This is a genomic window from Ensifer sp. LC163, assembly GCF_001695855.1.
Taxonomy (GTDB): Bacteria; Pseudomonadota; Alphaproteobacteria; order Rhizobiales; family Rhizobiaceae; genus Ensifer.
Genome location: NZ_MBSS01000001.1, coordinates 690987 through 708737, shown reverse-complemented (window position 1 = coordinate 708737; position 17751 = coordinate 690987). Strand labels below are relative to the sequence as shown.

Sequence of the window (17751 nt, the reverse complement as noted above, 5' to 3'; positions counted from 1 at the left end):
TCGCAGATTTTTCGCGGCGATGCCCCCGCCATTTGCGACAGTTCAGTTCTCTGGTGGAGTAAAGGCCATCAAAACGGCGGTGGCGACCAGGCGTTTGCCTCGTTCAGCGTTTGTCGCCGCGCAGCATTTCGCGTTTTCCGGCGAAGCCCTTGCGCTTCTCGACGATAAAGCCGGCGGCTTGCAGATTGCGGCGAACAAAGCCGGCCGCGGCATAGGTGGCGAAGCTGCCGTCGGGCGCTGTCCTGTCGAACACCAGCCGCATCAGTTCCTCCGACCACATGTCGGGATTGCGTGATGGCGCGAAACCATCGAGGAACCAGGCATCGAAGCGTTCTGCGGCCTCGCCAAGGCCATCGAGTGCGGGGCCGCAGACGACGCTCAGGCGAACGCCGTCGCCAAAATCGATCTCGATCCTGCCGTCGTTTGTCGCGGGCCAGTGCTCGACAAGGGCCAGCCGTTCGGCGTCGATCTCGGGCCAGTGCGACAGGGCACGGGAGATCTCCTCCGCCTGCATGGGAAATCGCTCGAAACTGACGAAATGCAGTGTGCCGCTTTCGGCAACCGTGGCTTTCCATTGCCGCCAGGTTTCGCAGAAGTTGAGGCCGGTGCCAAAGCCAAGCTCGCCGATGGTGAACGCACCGCCGGAGATCCAGCGTTCGGGCAGGCCATTGCCGGCAAGAAACACATGCCCGCATTCCAGCCGACCATCGGTGCGGCAATAAAAGTGATCGCCAAATTCCCTGGAATAGGGCATATCGCCCTCGTGCCAATCGAGGCTTTGATGGGCCGGGGGCTGGTTCGGTTCTGCGGCGGATCCTGTCATGCGATGGCGATAATCCCGCCACCGGAGAAGGTCAATCGATGAGCGAACTTTTGATCGTCGGCGGCGGCATCATGGGGCTTTGGGCCACTCTTACGGCCGCGCGGACCGGCATGGACGTTTGCCTGGTCGAAGAGCGCCGCATCGGTGCCGGCGCCAGCGGCGGCATACTCGGCGCGCTGATGCCGCATATGCCGGACAAATGGAACGCCAAGAAACAATTCCAGTTCGACGCCCTCGTCTTGCTCGAAGGCGAGATCGCAGCGCTCGAGGCTGAAACCGGGCTTTCGGCGGGTTACCGCCGCAGCGGGCGGATCATGCCGCTCGCCAAGCCGCATCTGCGTGAGATCGCCCTTCGCCATGAGCAGGATGCGATGCAAAACTGGCGGGCAGGCGACCGCCGATTCTTCTGGCATGTGCGCGACGATCCGCCGTCCGGCTGGCTCGGTGCGGAGGCTGCTGCCTGCGGCATGGTGTTCGATACGCTCGGCGGCCGGCTCTCCCCGCGCCAGACGCTGGCGGTCCTGCGTGCGGTGCTGGCGCAATCGCCGAACGTGCGGATCGTCGAGGGAACCGGCGCTCGGGCAATCTATCCGGGCCACGGCCGAGCCGAACTCGACGACGGAACGGAAATCTCCTTCGGCCATTGCGTACTGGCCGCCGGCGTCGGCAGCTTCCCGCTCATCGATACGCTCTGCGGACCTATCCGCGGATCGAGCGGCACCGGGGTCAAGGGCCAGGCGGCGCTGCTTCTGGCAGACGTCGATCCGCAATTGCCCGTCATCTTCACCGACGGCGTCTATATCGTCGCCCATGACGACGGCCATGTCGCCATCGGCAGTACCAGCGAGAACAAATTTGCCGATCCGCTATCGACGGATGAACTGCTTGTTGAGCTGCTGGGGCGGGCCGAAGCGCTGGTGCCGGCTCTGCACGGGGCAGAGGTGGTTGAGCGCTGGGCCGGCATACGGCCGAAATCGACCGGCAGGGAGCCGATGGTCGGGCGCCATCCGGATCACGAAAACCTGTCGGTACTGACCGGCGGTTTCAAGGTGAGCTTCGGCATCGCCCATCGCCTTGCGCGCTTCGTCATCGACGAGGTCGCCGGCCTGCCGTCGATCGATGTTCCCGAATCCTTCTTGTGCCGGAATCACATAGCAGCACTTCGCGAGAAACATCTTTAAGTCGCTGGCCGGCAATGGAGCGGTATTGCCCCGTTTGGTTCGTCAATCTGTCACGCAAATCACCTAAGACGCGGGCAATAGAGCGCCGCATCTCCCCATCTAAGGGCATTGTTGAAGCTCTAAGGTTTTGAACCCTGCGTGCGCCCTGGCGACGATCGAGATCGGTTGTCGCGGGTCTGTGCCAGAGCGGACTTCCGGAGCATGCGCATGCGTTACGCCATTTGTTTCACGCCGCCGATGGCTGATCCGCTTTCAACGGTTGCTGCCAGTTGGCTCGGCCGCAACGTCTATTCCGGCGAGCCGGCAGAACTGCCGTCGATCTCCGGGTTGACCGCATCCGAGATCGCCTTTCACACCGCCGTTCCGCGCCGCTTCGGCTTTCATGCGGTGGTGATGTCGCCCTTCCGGCTTCATCCTGACATGGACGAGGCACAGCTTCTCAAGGCGCTGATGCATTTTGCCGGCGCCCAGACGCCGTTCGAGATCGAGCGCCTGGAAGTGGCCCGGCTCGGCCAGTGCTGGGGACTGATGCCGCAGATCCCCAGCACGGCGATGCATCTTCTGGCCGCCAGCATCATCCAGGAGTTCGACGCGTTTCGCGCGCCGCTCAGCGAAGACGAGATCGAGCGCTCCGACCCGGATCGGCTGACGGCGCCGCAATTTTCCAATCTGCATCGCTGGGGCGATCCTCATGTGATGGATGAATATCGCTTTCACATGATGCTGACCGGGCCGCTCAGCCAGGACGCCATGCGCCGTATCGAGGCGCCGCTTCGGGATCTGTTCGAACCATGCCTGGCGCTGCCGTTGACGATCGGCAGCCTGGCGCTGTTCGTCGAACAGGAATCGGGCGCGCCGATGCGCGTCCACTCGCAGCACCCGCTCGGCAAGATCTCCGCGACCAAACGGGGCGACCGGATCAAGCGGGTAGCCACCGAAGCGCCGCTTGCGCCGAGCCCCGTTCCGCCGTTGTCGCGGATGGTTGCCTCGCTGATGGCGGGCCGCTAACCGTCTGCACTGACGTCATTTTGTCTCGACAATCCGGTCGGCAATGATACCGTTCCGGAAAATTCGAAGGGTGATTTGATGTCTGAGACTACCTATCCGCGTGACCTCGTCGGCTATGGCCGCAACCCGCCCAAGGCAAACTGGCCGGGCGATGCGCGCATCGCCGTGCAGTTCGTGCTCAACTACGAAGAGGGCGGCGAAAGCTGCATCCTCGATGGCGACCCGGCGTCCGAGAGCCTGCTTTCGGAGATAGTCGGCGCGCAACCCTGGCAGGGGCAGCGCAACCTCAACATGGAATCGATCTACGAATACGGTTCCCGCTCCGGCTTCTGGCGGCTGTGGCGCATGTTCACCAGCCGCGACGTGCCGCTGACGGTCTACGGCGTGACGCGGGCGATGGCCCGCAATCCGGAAGCGGTCGCAGCGATGAAGGAAGCGGGCTGGGAGATCGCCAGCCACGGTCTGCGCTGGCTCGAATACAAGGATTTCCCCGAAGAGGTGGAGCGTGAGCATATCCGCGAAGTCGTTCGGCTGCATACCGAACTGACCGGCGAGCGCCCGCTCGGTCTCTACCAGGGAAAGCCTTCCAACAACACGCTGAAGCTTGTTCTCGAAGAGGGTGGTTTCCTCTATTCGTCGGATTCCTATGCGGACGAATTGCCCTATTGGGTGCCGGGCTTGACGGCCGACAAGCCGCACCTGATCATCCCCTACACGCTCGACGCCAACGACATGCGCTTTGCGACGAACCAGGGCTTCAACTCCGGCGAACAGTTCTTCACCTACCTCAAGGACACGTTCGACGTGCTCTACGAGGAGGGCAAGGAAGGCAATGCCAAGATGATGAACATCGGCCTGCACTGCCGCCTCGTCGGTCGTCCGGGCCGCGCCGCGGCGCTGGCGCGGTTCGTCGACTACGTCATGTCGCACGACAAGGTCTGGGTACCGCGGCGCGTCGATATCGCTCGCCACTGGTACGAACACCACAAGCCGGAAGGGGCTCTCTGATGTCCGATCGCGACGCCTTTGTCAGCCGCTTCGGCGGCGTGTTCGAGCATTCTCCATGGGTTGCCGAACGAGCCTACGACCGGGCGGCCGCAACGGGACTTTCGGCCGGCAACGTGCACTCGGCACTTTGCCAGGCCTTTCGCGCCGGCCTGCCGCGCGAAAGGCTCGCCGTGCTGCGCGCCCATCCGGATCTTGCCGGTAGGCTGGCGATCGCCGGCAAGCTGACGGCGGACTCGACGGCGGAGCAGGCGTCCGCCGGCCTCGATCGCCTTTCGGCCGAGGAGCATGCCCGGTTCACGGCGCTTAACGAAGCCTACACGCAGAAATTCGGCTTTCCCTTCATTGTCGCGGTCAAGGGCCTGACGAAGAAGGACATTCTCGCCTCGTTCGAAAGGCGCATTGACAATTCGACCGAAGAGGAATTTGAAACCGCCTGCGCGCAGGTGGAGAAAATCGCTCGTCTGCGGCTGCAATCCATGCTTCCAGGAGACGAAAATGCCTGACATATCAGTTCGATATCTGCTCTCATCTGCACTGAGGGCAGTCGAACCGGACCATGCCGGTGCCGCTGGCGACGCGCACTGCGGGGCGGCGGTCTGATGTCGCGTCTTCTTTCGATCGAAACCCTGACGCAGGACGCTTTCGCGCCGTTCGGCACGGTGATCGAGGCCGATCCGGCTTCGATGCGCTACATCAACAGCGGCACGACCGAGCGCTTCCATGGCCTTGCGCGCGCCGACGTCGTCGGCGAAGGCGCCAACGTCATCATCAACATCTTTCGCGGCCAGCCGCGTGCCTTCCCCTACGCGGTGGCGATGATGGAGCGGCACCCCTTCGGCAGCCAGAGCTTCTCGCCGCTCGACGACAGGCCGTGGCTCATCGTCGTTGCCGAAGACGAGGGCGGCCGACCGGGGGCGCCACGGGTCTTCCGGGCGAACGGACGGCAGGGCGTCAATTACGGGCGCAATGTCTGGCACCATCCGCTGATGTCGGTCGGCGCGGTCAGCGACTTCATCGTCGTCGACAGGGAGGGGCCGGGCAACAATCTCGAAGAGTATTTCTACGAAGAGCCCTTCGTTATCCAAAGCGCAGTGTGAGGGAAGAGACGCGATGAGCAGCACCGGCCGCCTGACCACCCATGTCCTCGATACCGCGCTCGGCAAGCCGGCCGAAGGCCTGCGCATCGATCTCTATTGGCTTGAAGGCGAGGAGCGGCAGCTGATCCGCACCGTTCATACCAACAGCGATGGGCGCGTCGACGGCCCCATGGTCGAAGGCGTCGGCTTCATGGCCGGCAGCTACGAACTGGTGTTCCACGCCGGCGACTATCTGCGCGCAACGGGCGCGGCGCTGCCGGAACCTGCTTTCCTCGACCTGATCCCGCTGCGCTTCGGCATTGCCGATCCGGCCAGCCACTATCACGTGCCGCTGCTGCTTTCGCCCTACGGCTACTCGACCTATCGCGGCAGCTAAGCGCTGGCTTCCTGCATCGCTGGAAGGCGACCTCCAGGGTAATGACAGCGCTGCTTTATCGGCCCGACCTCGTCCCGTCATCCTCGGGCTTGACCCGAGGATCCAGTCCTGCGCCGCGCGCTTGAGCGCTGGATGCTCGGGTCGAGCCCGAGCATGACGGAGAGAGTGGAAATGCCGTAGAGGCGGCCCTGGTCGCCCTTATGAACCAATTGCCGAGGGTCGGTGCGTCAATCCGCAAGAATGTCGCGGTTGACGTCGTTGATATCGCGCTTGCCGCAAAGCGCCATGGTGATGTCCATCTCCTTGCGGATGATTTCCAGCGCCTTGGTCACGCCTTCCTTGCCCATGGCACCGAGGCCATAGAGGAACGGCCGGCCGATATAGGTGCCCTTGGCGCCCATGGCGACGGCCCTCAGCACGTCCTGGCCGGAGCGGATGCCGCCATCGAGATGCACCTCGATCTGGTGGCCGACCGCATCGACGATACGCGGCAGCATGCTGATCGAGGAATGGGCGCCATCGAGCTGGCGGCCGCCATGGTTGGAGACGATGATCGCGTCGGCGCCGGTCGCAGCCGCCATCTTGGCGTCTTCCGGATCGAGAATGCCCTTCAGGATCAGCGGACCGCCCCAGCGCTCCTTGATCCATTCGACGTCCTTCCAGGAAAGCTGCGGGTCGAACTGTTCCGCCGTCCAGGCGCCGAGCGAGGAGAGGTCCGTGACGCTCTTGGCGTGGCCGACGATATTGCGGAAGGTGCGGCGGTTGGTGCCGAGCATCTTCATGCACCAGCCGGGACGCGTTGCCATCTGCCAGAGATGTTTGGGGGTCAGCTTCGGCGGGGCCGACAGGCTGTTGCGCAGGTCCTTGTGGCGCTGGCCGAGGATCTGCAGGTCGAGCGTCAGCACCAGTGCCGAGCACTTGGCCGCCTTTGCCCGGTCGATCAGGTTGAGCACGAATTCGCGCTCGCGCATGACATAGAGCTGGAACCAGAACGGCTTGGTCGTGACCGAGGCGACGTCCTCGATCGAGCAGATGCTCATGGTCGACAGCGTGAAGGGAACGCCGAAGGCTTCTGCCGCCTGTGCGGCCAGCATCTCGCCGTCGGCGTGCTGCATGCCGGTGAGGCCCGTCGGTGCCAGCGCCACCGGCATCGACACCTTCTGGCCGATCATGGTCGTTTCCAGCGAGCGGTTGGTCATGTCGACCAGCACGCGCTGGCGCAGCTTCACCTTGGCGAAGTCTTCCTCGTTGGCGCGATAGGTGCCCTCGGTCCAGGCGCCGCTGTCGGCGTAATCGAAGAAGAGCTTCGGTACGCGGCGCTTGGCGAGTGCCTTGAGGTCGCTGATTTCGAGGATTTGCGTCATGGAAACGGCCTTCATCTGAATCAAGGGTTAGAGCGGGATGCGGGCGGAAAACCGCACACAGTTTTCCTCATCCCGCTCTACAGCGCCGCGCGCCTGATCAGACGCGCAAAGGTCGCTGTAGCACTTTGAATTGCTGCATGTGTCCCGAAATCGGGACACATGCAGCGGGATGACTGCCGAGCCCTTACCATGTTTGCCGGAGGCTTGTTAATAGCATTGGCGCAAAGAGGTCAATTTTTTTGACCTCTTTGCGTTTGACCGAACGATCAGGCGGCCGCGAGTGCCGACTTGGCCGGTTTTCCCGCCACATAGGTTTCGACGATCGAGCGGTCGTCGCCCATGGTCTGCAGCAGGAAAAGCTCGTCGGCGAGCGAGTTGACCACTTCGGCGCGCAGCGCCATCGCCGGCGTCGCCGCCATGTCGAGCACGATGAAGTCGGCGTCGGTGCCGGCCTCGAGCGTGCCGATGCGATCGCCCAGCGACAGCGCCTCGGCATTGCCGCGGGTCATCATGAAGAAGCTGTCGAACGGGTTCAGTCGCTCGCCCTGCAGCTGCAGGATCTTGTAGGCCTCGTCGAGCGTCTTCAGCATGGAATAGCTGGTGCCGCCGCCGATATCAGAGGCAACCGCGGTGCGCACCGGCTTTTCCCGTCGGTTGAGCGCCCGCAGGGGGAACAGGCCGGAACCGAGAAAGAGGTTGGATGTGGGGCAGAAGACCGCCACCGACCCCGTCTCGCTCATCACATCCGCCTCGCGCTCGGAGAGATGGATGCAGTGGCCGAACAGGCTTTTCGGCCCAAGCAGGCCGTAACGGGCGTAGACGTCGGTGTAGTCCTTGGCTTGCGGATAAAGCTCGCAGGTAAACGCGATCTCGTCTCGGTTTTCCGAGAGATGCGTCTGGACGTGCAGATCGGGGAATTCGTGCACGAGCGATCTGGCGACGTCCATCTGTTCCGGCGTCGAGGTGATGGCAAAGCGCGGGGTGATGGCGACATGGTTGCGGCCCTTGCCGTGCCACTCGCGGATCACGGCGCGCGTCTCGTCGTAGCCCATCTGCGGCGTGTCGAGCAGGCCTTGCGGGGCATTGCGGTCCATCATCACCTTGCCGGCAATCATGCGCATGTCGCGGCGCAGCGCCTCGGCGAAGAAGGCGTCGGCGGATGCCTTGTGCACCGAGCAATAGGCAGCTGCCGTGGTTGTTCCGTGGCGAACCATTTCGTCGAAGAAGCGGCTGGCGATGCGCTCGGCATGGACGGTCTCGACGAAGCGGCATTCTTCGGGGAAGGTGTAGGTGTTCAGCCATTCGAGCAGATTGGCGGCGTATGACGCCATCACCTGCATCTGCGGGAAGTGCAGATGGGTGTCGATGAAACCCGGCACGATCAGATGCGGGCGGTGATCGATCTCGACACTATCATCCGCTGCCTCGGCTCTGACGGCCGCGTAGGCGCCCGACGCCTTGATCTGCCCGCCCTCGACCAGCAGCGCGCCATCGGCCTCGTAGGCATAGGCAGCGCTATCGTCGATATTGTCAGGGGCGCGATGGAAGCTCAGCAGGCGGCCGCGGATGAGCGTCGATGTCATTGTGTCTTGCCTTCCTCGACGGCGCTTTCGAACCAGGCTGTCAGCAACTGGCGCTCGTCCGTCGTCATATCAGTTATGTTGCCGGGCGGCATGGCATGGCTGCGCCCCGCCTGGATATAGATTTCGCGAGCGCGGGCGGCAATCTCCCGGTCGCTTTCCAACACCACGCCATTGGGCGGCCGGCTGATGCCCTCATAGACCGGTTCGGCCGCATGACACATGGAACAGCGGGTCGAGATCGCGTCCTTGACGGCGGGGAAGTGGGCGTTCTCAGTAAAGCGGGCAAAGACCGGTGCGACCTCTGCCTTTTCTTCGCCTGTCAGCACCTTCGGCACGGTCGAAAGCCACATGATCAGGATGAAGAGGAGGACGGTGGCGAGCCAGGTCCAGGTGGGCCTGCCCTTGCGCGCATGCGTCGTGTTGAACCAATGGCGGATGGTGACGCCCATCAGGAACACCAGTGCCGCGATGATCCAGTTGAAGGCGGTCGCAAACGCCAGCGGATAGTGGTTCGACAGCATGAAGAAGATGACCGGCAGGGTCAGGTAGTTGTTGTGCAGCGAGCGCTGCTTGGCCTGGGCGCCGAGTTTGGGATCGGGGGTGCGGCCGGCGATCAGGTCATCAACGACGATCTTCTGGTTGGGGATGATGAGGAAGAAGACGTTGGCCGACATGATGGTCGCGGTGAAGGCGCCCAGATGCAGGAAGGCGGCGCGGCCGGTGAAGACCTGCGTATAGCCCCAGGCCATGACCACCAGCGCCACATAGAGAAGCGCCATCAGGCCCCAGGTGTTCTTGCCGATTGGCGACTTGCAGAGCAGGTCATAGAAGATCCAGCCGATGCCGAGCGAGGCGAGCGAGATCAGGATTGCCGTGGTCGCCGAGATATCGAGTACGTGGCGGTCGATCAGGAAAAGATCGGCGCCGCCGTAATAGACGAGACAGAGCATGGCGAAGCCCGAAAGCCACGTCATGTAGGATTCCCATTTGAACCAGGTCAGGTGTTCCGGCATCGAGGCGGGGGCGACCAGATATTTCTGGATGTGATAGAAGCCGCCGCCATGCACCTGCCATTCCTCGCCATAGGCGCCGGCCGGCAGGTGATCGCGCTTCACCAGGCCGAGGTCGAGCGCGACGAAATAGAAGGATGAGCCGATCCAGGCGATGGCGGTGATGACATGCAGCCAGCGGACGGCGAAGGCCAGCCATTCCCAGGCGATGGCGAACTCGTACATTCGGGGTCCCCTTTATTCTCTCCGTCATCGCACCTTGCGCAAAAACCGGGGGTTGGGGAAGGGGGCGAATGCGCCCCCGGACGTGATTTGCCGGGATCGGCACGATTTCAAGGATGAATTCGCCCTGGTGATAAACCTGATGGATTCTAAGGGGTTACACTTAGACTGCGGAAGCCCTCTTGCGCTTTTCTTCCCAATCGGCCCCGAACTGGACCGAGGGGCAGAGTTCGCCGAGGATCCAGTCGCGGAAGATGCGGATCTTCGGCGTGTTGCGGCGCGCGTGGGGATAGGCCAGCCAGTAGTCGCAGCCGTCGCTGCAGCGCAGGTCGAAAGGCTGGTAGAGCCGGCCGAGCGCCACGTCGTCGCCGTAGAATTCCGGCGTCAGGATCGCCACCCCCTGGCCGGCAACGGCTGCGCGCGCCTCGAAGGATTGTGCGCCGAGCCGGCTCGTCGGGCGACCCTCGAGGTCCGGATCGTCGACGCCGGCGGCGGAAAACCAGATCCGCCACCAGGGATCGCCCGCGTCGATGATCCTGAGCTTCAGGAGATCGCGTGGCTCGCGTATCCCCCCGACGGTTTCGGCAAGGGCCGGGCTCAGCATCGGGCTGAACTCGACCCGCATCAGCGGGTGGCTGTCGAGTCCCGGCCAGACGCCGGCACCGGAGCGGATCGCCAGATCCGCGGGTTCGCTGGCAAAATCAATGATCTTGTCGTTGGTGCTCAGCCGCACGGCGATGTTGGGATGGGCGAGCTGAAACGAGCCGATGTTGCGGGCGAGCCATTGCGAGGCGAAGGTCGGGGTCGAGCTGATCAGGAGTGCGCTGTCGATGTCGCCGCGCGCCGAGGAGACAGCCTCCTGCAGCATCTCGAAGGCCTCGGTGACCCGCGGCGCCAGCCGCTGGCCGACATCGGTCAATGCGATCTGGCGCGGGCGGCGCAGGAACAGCGGTTCGCCGACATTCTCCTCGATCAGCTTGATCTGGTAGCTGACGGCGGTCTGGGTCATGCCCAGCTCTTCGCCGGCCTTGGTGAAACTGCCGAGCCGCGCCACGGCTTCGAAGACCCTCAGCGCATTCAGCGGAAACTGCCTGGACATCTTCATGGATAAGCTCTCTTGATGCATGCAGACGGATGTTCGATTGGATTTCAATCCTCTTCCACGGCATCCTGCAAGTCAACTTCCCAAGACGAACAGGTGATCAAAATGACTTGCGACGTTCTCGAACATACTGAAAGAAAACCAGTTTTTTCGCTGGGAACGGTCGTGCGGTTCACGTCCACCCTGTTTCGCGGCGCCGTTGCCGCCAAGCCCATCCTGGATGTCAATGCGCTGTCCGACCATATCAAAAGAGACATGGGTTTCATGGATGGTCGCGGTCCCTATGGGGACGATGCCGAGGCGAATTCCGACGCTCGCCGTCTCTTCAACAGCGACGAGCTGCCCCGGATCTGACCGGGCGTTTCCTGAACACCGCGTGTCAAGCATGATGCGCGGTGCTGTCATCAATCAAAGGGATTGCCGAAGGCGTTCGACGGCCATCAGCACGCGCTCCGGCGTCGCCGGCGTGTCAAGACGCGGGCATTCGCGGTAATCGGCAACGCTCGCCACGGCCATCGACAGCGCCTCGAGCACCGAGATCGGCAGCATGAAGGGCGGCTCGCCCACGGCCTTGGACCGCCCGATGGTTCTTTCCGCATTTTCCGACCACTCGGCCAGTTTGACATTGAAGATCTTCGGCCGGTCGGAGGCGAGCGGGATCTTGTAGGTCGAGGGCGCGTGCGTGCGCAGCCGCCCCTTGTCGTCCCACCACAGTTCCTCGGTCGTCAGCCACCCCATGCCCTGGACGAAGCCGCCTTCGATCTGACCAAGGTCGATTGCCGGATTGAGCGAGCGGCCGACATCGTGCAGCACGTCGACGCGGTCGACCATGTATTCGCCGGTCAGCGTATCGATCGACACTTCCGACACCGCGGCGCCATAGGCGAAGTAGTAGAAGGGCGTTCCCCGGCCGGTCGCGCGGTCCCAATGGATCTTCGGGGTCTTGTAGAAGCCGGCGGCCGAAAGCTGCACGCGCGCCATGTAGGCGAGCTTGATGAATTCCGGGAAGGGTACCAGCTCTTCCCCGATCTTCACGTGATCGGGTACGAAGGTGACGTTTTCCGCCTTCGTCTGCCAGCGCTCGCAGGCAAAGGCGACGAGCCGTTCCTTGATCTGGCGTGCCGCATCGAAGGCGGCCATGCCGTTGAGATCCGAGCCGGAGGATGCGGCGGTTGCCGACGTGTTCGGCACCTTGCCCGTCGTGGTCGCGGTAATCCTGACGCGGTCGAGATCGACCTGGAAACTGTCGGCGATCACCTGGGCGACCTTCACATAGAGGCCCTGGCCCATTTCGGTGCCGCCATGGTTCAGGTGGATCGAGCCATCCTGATAGATGTGCACCAGGGCACCCGCCTGGTTGAAGGCGGTCATGGTGAAGGAGATGCCGAATTTCACCGGCGTCAGTGCGATGCCCTTGCGAATGATGCGGCTAGTGCGGTTGAACCCGACGATGGTCTTGCGACGCTCCTGGTAGTCGGCGTCGGCTTCAAGCTCGGCGACGATGCGCGCGATGATGTTGTCTTCGACGTGCTGGTGGTAGGGCGTGATGTCCCGGCCGGAGCCCTTCTCGCCATAGAAATTCAGCTTGCGGATTTCGAGCGGATCCTTGCTGAGCTGGTAGGCGATCTCCTCGATGATGCGCTCGCCGCCGATCATGCCCTGCGGACCACCGAAGCCGCGATAGGCGGTGTTTGAGACCGTGTTGGTCTTCAGCGGCTGCGACGTTAGCTTCACATGCGGGTAGAAATAGGAGCTGTCCGCGTGGAAAAGCGCGCGGTCGGTCACCGGTCCGGAGAGATCGGAGGAATAACCGCAGCGCGCCGCGTAATTGGCATGCACAGCCCGGATGCGGCCGTCGTCGTCGAAGCCGACGTCATAGTCGACGAGGAAGTCGTGACGTTTGCCCGTGGCCGTCATGTCGTCGTCGCGGTCCGGGCGAAACTTGACGGCGCGGCCGAGCTTCTTCGCCGCCACGGCCGCAAGCGCTGCGAACTGGTTGCCCTGCGTTTCCTTGCCGCCGAAGCCGCCGCCCATGCGGCGCACATTGACGGTCACTGCATTGGAGGGAACGCCGAGCACGTGCGAGACCATGTGCTGGATTTCGCTCGGGTGCTGGGTGGACGACCAGACGGTGACTTCGTCGTCCTCGCCGGGAATGGCAAGGGCGATGTGGCCCTCGAGATAAAAATGTTCCTGGCCGCCGATGCGCATCCGGCCCTTCAGCCGGCGCGGCGCCTTTTCCAGTTCGGCGTCGGCATCGCCGCGCTGGAGGGTGAGGGGCTGGGTGACGAGTTCGCCGCCATGGGCGACGGCATCGGTAATATCGGTGAAATGCGGCAGGTCGCGATAGCTGATCTTCGCCAGTTGGGCAGCACGGCGGGCGATGTCGCGCGTCTCGGCGATGACGGCAAAGGCCGGCTGGCCGTGGAACTGCACGATGCCGTCGGCAAGCACCGGCTCGTCATGCAGGTGGCTGGGGCTGATGTCGTTGGAATGGGGCATGTCGCTGGCGGTCAGCACGCAGACGACGCCGGGCGCCGCGACCACGGCCGAGAGATCCATCTCGGTAATTTCGGCATGGGCGCGATCGGTCATCCCCAGCGCGCCATGCAGGGTGCCCGCTGGTTCCGGCATGTCGTCGATATAGTCAGCGGTGCCGGCCACATGCTTGTGGGCGCTGTCGTGGCGCTGCGGCGCATGCATTTCGCCGCGGATCGCCTTGCGTTCCTCGAAGGTCGACTTGTCCATGATCACCTCTCTCCCGCCGCATAGCGCACGAGCTCCGCCGGCTGACCGCTGGTTTCCAGCAGGAAGCGCATCAGCAGGTTTTTTGCAGCCAGCATGCGATAGGTGCTGGTGGCGCGCCAATCGCTCAAGGGCTGGTAGTCCGCTTCGAAGGCTGCTTGAGCGGCGCGCACCGTTTCCTCGGTCCAGGGCTTGCCGATGAGCGCTGATTCCACGGTTGCGGCGCGCTTCGGCGTACCGGCCATGCCGCCGAAGGCGATGCGGGCAGACTTCACCCTGTTGCCGTCGAGGGAAATGCGGAAGGCACCGAGCAATGCGGAAATGTCCTCGTCGCGGCGCTTGGAGATCTTGTAGGCCGCAAACAGCTCATCCGCCGGCAGCCTGGGTACGAAGACGCTCTCGACGAATTCGCCGGCTTTGCGGTCCTGCTTGCCGTAGGCGATGAAGAAATCTTCCAGCGGCAGGGTGCGCACCCCTTCCGTCGAGCGCAGCGTGACGGTTGCTTCGAGCGCGATCAGCGGCGGCGGGCTGTCGCCGATCGGCGAGCCGTTGGCGATGTTGCCGGCGATCGTGCCCATGTTGCGCACCTGTTCGCCGCCGATACGGTCGATCAGCCGGCCGAAGGCCGGGTAGGCCTTGCTGAGGGCTGCAAAGGCGGCGGTGTAGCTGACGCCGGCACCAATGGTCAGGCCGGCGGCGCTTTCCTCGATGCGCTGCAGCTCCGAGATGCCGTTGATGAAGATGGCGGGATCGATCGGTCGCATCTGTTTGGTGACCCAGAGGCCGACATCGGTCGCGCCGGCGACCACCGTCGCGCCCTTGTGTTCGGCAAGAGCGTCAGCGAGGCCGGCGGCATCGGCCGGCACGATCAGACAGCTTTCACCATGGCGGATGGTGATCGTCTTTTCCGGTTGCAGCGCCTTGAGGCGGGTAATGGTCGCCTCGCGCGCCGCGGTGATCGGATCGAAGACGGCGGAGGGTCGCGCCTTGGCGGCGGCTTCGGCCGCTTTTACGATCGGCTCGTAGCCGGTGCAGCGACAGAGGTTGCCTTGCAGCGCCTTTTCGATGTCGGCGCGGCTGGGATCATCGTTCGACAGCCACAGGCAATAAAGCGACATGACGAAGCCGGGGGTGCAGAAGCCGCATTGCGAACCATGGAAATCGACCATTGCCTGCTGCACCGGATGCAGTGTTCCGTCCTTGGCCGCGAGATGCTCGACCGTCACCACATGGGTCGCATGCAACGATCCGACGAAGCGGATGCAGGCATTGACGCTTTCATAGACCAGCGCGTCGCCGGCAAGGCGGCCGACGAGCACGGTGCAGGCGCCGCAATCGCCCTCTGCGCAGCCTTCCTTGGTGCCGGTCAGCCGGCGCTCGAGCCTGAGATAATCGAGCAGCGTCGCTGTCGACGCGACATCGGACAGCGCCACCTCCTTGTCATTGAGGATGAAGCGAATGCTGTCGTCGTCCTTGCGTTCCCTGTGCTTGGGCATGCCATTCATTCCTGCTGATGCTTGGCCGCAAAAACCGGAATCGTTCCCGGCAGCGGACCATGCGCATTTTCATAGAGTTAGGGCGTCATCCGCCTTGTCTCAATGGACGGGCGCGCTCTATTGCGCGGTCCAGCCGCCGTCCATGGAAACATGCGTGCCGGTGATTTGCGCCGCATCGTCGCCGGCGAGGTAGACGGCCAATGACGCCACCTGTTCGACCGTGATGAACTTCTTGGTCGGCTGGCCCTTGAGCATCACGTCGTTGATCACCTGTTCTTCGGTGATGCCGCGGGTGCGGGCCTGATCCGGGATCTGCTTTTCGACAAGCGGGGTCAGCACATAACCCGGGCAGATCGAGTTGGCGGTGATGCCGTTTTCCGCAACTTCGAGCGCGACGGTCTTCGTCAGCCCCATGATGCCATGCTTGGCAGCGACATAGGCGGATTTGAACGGCGAGGCGACGAGCCCGTGGGCCGAGGCGATGTTGACGATGCGGCCCCAGCCCTTTGCTTTCATGCCGGGAAGGGCGGCGCGAATGGTATGGAAGGAGGAGGAGAGGTTGATGGCGATGATGCGGTCCCACTGCTCGACCGGGAAATCCTCGACCTTCTCGACATATTGAACGCCGGCATTGTTGACCAGGATGTCGACGCTGCCGAAGCGCTTTTCAGCCGTCGCCATCAGATCGGCGATCTCGTTCGGCTTCGTCATGTCGGCCGGGTGATAGATGACCGTTCCGGTGGTGAGCGCGCCGACTTCGTCCGTCGCGGCCTTGATTTCGTCCGGTGCGCCGAAGCCGTTCAAGACAATGTTGGCGCCGCCCTTGGCGAATGCCTTGGCAATGGCAAGGCCGATGCCGCTCGTCGAACCGGTGATGACCGCAGTTCTCGTCATTCCTGATCTCTCCCTTTGCAGCGCCACCGATCCTGCCCGGTTTTTGCGACGCAACAGCGTCAACCTACGCGTAAAACCGCTGAGGTGACAATTGTGTTTTTCAGGCCGCCGACGCAGAGTTTGCGGCCGGAGGCTTCGCGGCGATTTCTTGCGTTTTGTTTTCGTTTGACATTCGTTTTGCCATCGTATTGAAGTTTTTCGAAATGGACGCCGCGCCCCTTGGGAAGGGCGTCGTAACACGTGATGCAGGCCGGGGAGGGGCATATGGGCGGATATATTCTCGCGATCGATCAGGGCACGACGTCGAGCCGGGCGATCGTCTTCGATGGCAAGCAGCAGGTGGCGGGCGCCGGCCAGAAGGAATTCAAGCAGCACTTTCCGAAATCCGGCTGGGTCGAGCACGATCCGGAGGAAATCTGGGAGACGGTCGTCGTCACCGTCAACGAGGCGATCAAGAAGGCGGGGATCTCGGCAAGCGATATCGCCGGCATCGGCATCACCAACCAGCGCGAAACCGTCGTCGTCTGGGATCGCCAGACCGGCAAGCCGATCCACAACGCCATCGTCTGGCAGGACCGCCGCACCGCTGTTTACTGCGACAAGCTGAAGAAGCAGGGTCTGGAAAAGACCTTCACCAAGAAGACCGGCCTGCTGCTCGATCCCTATTTCTCCGGCACCAAGCTCAGCTGGCTGCTGTCGAACGTAAAGGGCGCCCAGGCCAGAGCCGCCAAGGGTGAGCTTTGCTTCGGCACCATCGATACTTTCCTGATCTGGCGGCTGACTGGCGGGAAGTCCTTCGTCACGGATGCGACCAACGCCTCGCGCACGCTGATCTACAACATCGCCGACAATGCCTGGGATGACGAGTTGCTCGACATCCTGCGCGTGCCCCGCGCCATGCTGCCGGAGGTGAAGGACTGCGCCGCCGATTTCGGCGTCACCGACAAGGCGCTCTTTGGTGCTGCGATCCCGATCCTCGGCGTTGCCGGCGACCAGCAGGCCGCCACCATCGGCCAGGCCTGCTTCAAGCCGGGCATGCTGAAATCGACCTACGGCACGGGCTGCTTCGCGCTGCTCAACACCGGCAAAGACATGGTGCGGTCGAAGAACCGGCTGCTCACCACCATCGCCTATCGGCTGGATGGCGAAACCATCTATGCGCTCGAAGGCTCGATCTTCGTTGCCGGCGCGGCGGTGCAGTGGCTGCGCGATGGCCTGAAGGTGATCAAGGCGGCACCCGACACCGGCACGCTTGCCGAAAGTGCCGACCCGTCGCAGGAGGTCTATCTGGTCCCGGCCTTTACCGGTCTCGGCGCACCGCACTGGGATCCCGATGCCCGCGGCGCGATCTTCGGCATGACCCGCAATACAGGGCCTGCCGAGTTCGCACGTGCTGCGCTCGAGGCGGTCTGCTACCAGACGCGCGACCTGCTCGAGGCCATGCACAAGGACTGGCGCAACCACGGCAAGGAAACGGTCTTGCGCGTCGACGGCGGCATGGTCGCCTCGGACTGGACGATGCAGCGGCTTTCCGACCTTCTCGATGCGCCGGTCGACCGGCCGACCATCCTCGAGACGACGGCGCTCGGCGTTGCCTGGCTCGCCGGCAGCCGCGCCGGCGTCTGGCCGAAGCAGGAAGATTTTGCCAAATCCTGGGCCCGTGATCGCCGTTTCGAGCCCGCGATGGACGAGACGACACGCAAGGCGAAGCTCAAGGGCTGGCGCAATGCAGTCAAGCGCACACTGAGCTAGGTCCTGACCCTTGGCCTGATCTAAGCACCGTTTGGCACCATCCGGGAAACACAGTGTTTCCCGGATGCGCATTTGCTGCCCGCGCCGGAG

At 63.3% G+C, this 17751-nt stretch carries 16 protein-coding genes; 8 read left to right on the top strand and 8 right to left on the bottom strand.

The genetic code is table 11. The annotated features are described in order from the left end of the window. Nucleotides 1-103: 103 nt before the first annotated feature. On the bottom strand, nt 104-823 hold the full coding sequence (mnmD, locus tag BC360_RS03445; RefSeq protein WP_065794198.1) for a tRNA (5-methylaminomethyl-2-thiouridine)(34)-methyltransferase MnmD: 720 nt from the start codon (nt 821-823) through the stop codon (nt 104-106). Between the two features lie 38 nt (nt 824-861). On the opposite strand from mnmD, the gene BC360_RS03440 reads away from it, so the two are divergent. The 6 genes from BC360_RS03440 to uraH all read left to right on the top strand — a co-directional run bounded on the left by BC360_RS03440 (nt 862) and on the right by uraH (nt 5493). Further along, complete coding sequence (locus BC360_RS03440) at nt 862-2004, top strand: NAD(P)/FAD-dependent oxidoreductase (protein ID WP_065794197.1); 1143 nt, start codon at nt 862-864, stop codon at nt 2002-2004. Between the two features lie 207 nt (nt 2005-2211). After that, a complete protein-coding gene (locus BC360_RS03435) occupies nt 2212-3012 on the top strand; it encodes a DUF1045 domain-containing protein (RefSeq protein ID WP_065794196.1) in 801 nt (266 codons plus the stop codon). A 78-nt stretch (nt 3013-3090) separates the two neighbouring features. Next, on the top strand, nt 3091-4020 hold the full coding sequence (puuE, locus tag BC360_RS03430; RefSeq protein WP_065794195.1) for an allantoinase PuuE: 930 nt from the start codon (nt 3091-3093) through the stop codon (nt 4018-4020). Next, complete coding sequence (gene uraD / locus BC360_RS03425) at nt 4020-4523, top strand: 2-oxo-4-hydroxy-4-carboxy-5-ureidoimidazoline decarboxylase (protein WP_065786293.1); 504 nt, start codon at nt 4020-4022, stop codon at nt 4521-4523. Before puuE ends, uraD begins: the two co-directional genes overlap by 1 nt. A gap of 96 nt (nt 4524-4619) precedes the next feature. After that, nucleotides 4620-5117, top strand: coding sequence for an ureidoglycolate lyase (locus BC360_RS03420; RefSeq protein WP_065786294.1), 498 nt, complete (start codon nt 4620-4622; stop codon nt 5115-5117). Between the two features lie 13 nt (nt 5118-5130). Then, nucleotides 5131-5493, top strand: coding sequence for a hydroxyisourate hydrolase (gene uraH / locus BC360_RS03415; protein WP_065786295.1), 363 nt, complete (start codon nt 5131-5133; stop codon nt 5491-5493). A 227-nt stretch (nt 5494-5720) separates the two neighbouring features. Here uraH and BC360_RS03410 read toward each other — a convergent pair whose 3' ends face one another. The 4 genes from BC360_RS03410 to BC360_RS03395 form a co-directional block, all read right to left on the bottom strand. Beyond that, nucleotides 5721-6857 carry an alpha-hydroxy acid oxidase gene (locus BC360_RS03410; RefSeq protein WP_065786296.1) on the bottom strand — a complete coding sequence of 379 codons (1137 nt, stop codon included), beginning with the start codon at nt 6855-6857 and terminating at the stop codon, nt 5721-5723. A 266-nt stretch (nt 6858-7123) separates the two neighbouring features. Next, the gene (guaD, locus tag BC360_RS03405) at nt 7124-8440 is read right to left on the bottom strand and encodes a guanine deaminase (RefSeq protein ID WP_065794194.1); all 1317 of its coding nucleotides are present in this window, start codon (nt 8438-8440) and stop codon (nt 7124-7126) included. After that, nucleotides 8437-9675, bottom strand: a complete 1239-nt coding sequence (locus BC360_RS03400; RefSeq protein WP_065794193.1) for a urate hydroxylase PuuD — start codon at nt 9673-9675, stop codon at nt 8437-8439. Before BC360_RS03400 ends, guaD begins: the two co-directional genes overlap by 4 nt. Nucleotides 9676-9835: 160 nt before the next feature. Next, nucleotides 9836-10777 (bottom strand): LysR substrate-binding domain-containing protein, encoded by a 942-nt coding sequence (locus BC360_RS03395; RefSeq protein WP_065794192.1) that lies wholly within the window; start codon nt 10775-10777, stop codon nt 9836-9838. 12 nt (nt 10778-10789) lie between these two features. Between BC360_RS03395 and BC360_RS31295 the strand changes: the two genes are divergently transcribed. Next, nucleotides 10790-11128, top strand: coding sequence for a hypothetical protein (locus BC360_RS31295; protein WP_139109889.1), 339 nt, complete (start codon nt 10790-10792; stop codon nt 11126-11128). Between the two features lie 54 nt (nt 11129-11182). Here the strand turns inward: BC360_RS31295 and xdhB are convergent, their stop codons facing one another. The 3 genes from xdhB to BC360_RS03375 all read right to left on the bottom strand — a co-directional run bounded on the left by xdhB (nt 11183) and on the right by BC360_RS03375 (nt 15909). After that, a complete protein-coding gene (gene xdhB, locus BC360_RS03385; RefSeq protein ID WP_065794191.1) occupies nt 11183-13522 on the bottom strand; it encodes a xanthine dehydrogenase molybdopterin binding subunit in 2340 nt (779 codons plus the stop codon). Nucleotides 13523-13524: 2 nt separating this feature from the next. Continuing rightward, nucleotides 13525-15015: a xanthine dehydrogenase small subunit gene (xdhA, locus tag BC360_RS03380; RefSeq protein WP_065794297.1), complete on the bottom strand. Its 1491-nt coding sequence runs from the start codon at nt 15013-15015 to the stop codon at nt 13525-13527. Between the two features lie 117 nt (nt 15016-15132). Continuing rightward, nucleotides 15133-15909: a 3-hydroxybutyrate dehydrogenase gene (locus tag BC360_RS03375; RefSeq protein WP_065786302.1), complete on the bottom strand. Its 777-nt coding sequence runs from the start codon at nt 15907-15909 to the stop codon at nt 15133-15135. 264 nt (nt 15910-16173) lie between these two features. On the opposite strand from BC360_RS03375, the gene glpK reads away from it, so the two are divergent. Further along, nucleotides 16174-17661, top strand: a complete 1488-nt coding sequence (gene glpK, locus BC360_RS03370) for a glycerol kinase GlpK (protein ID WP_065794190.1) — start codon at nt 16174-16176, stop codon at nt 17659-17661. The last annotated feature ends 90 nt before the right edge of the window (nt 17662-17751 follow it).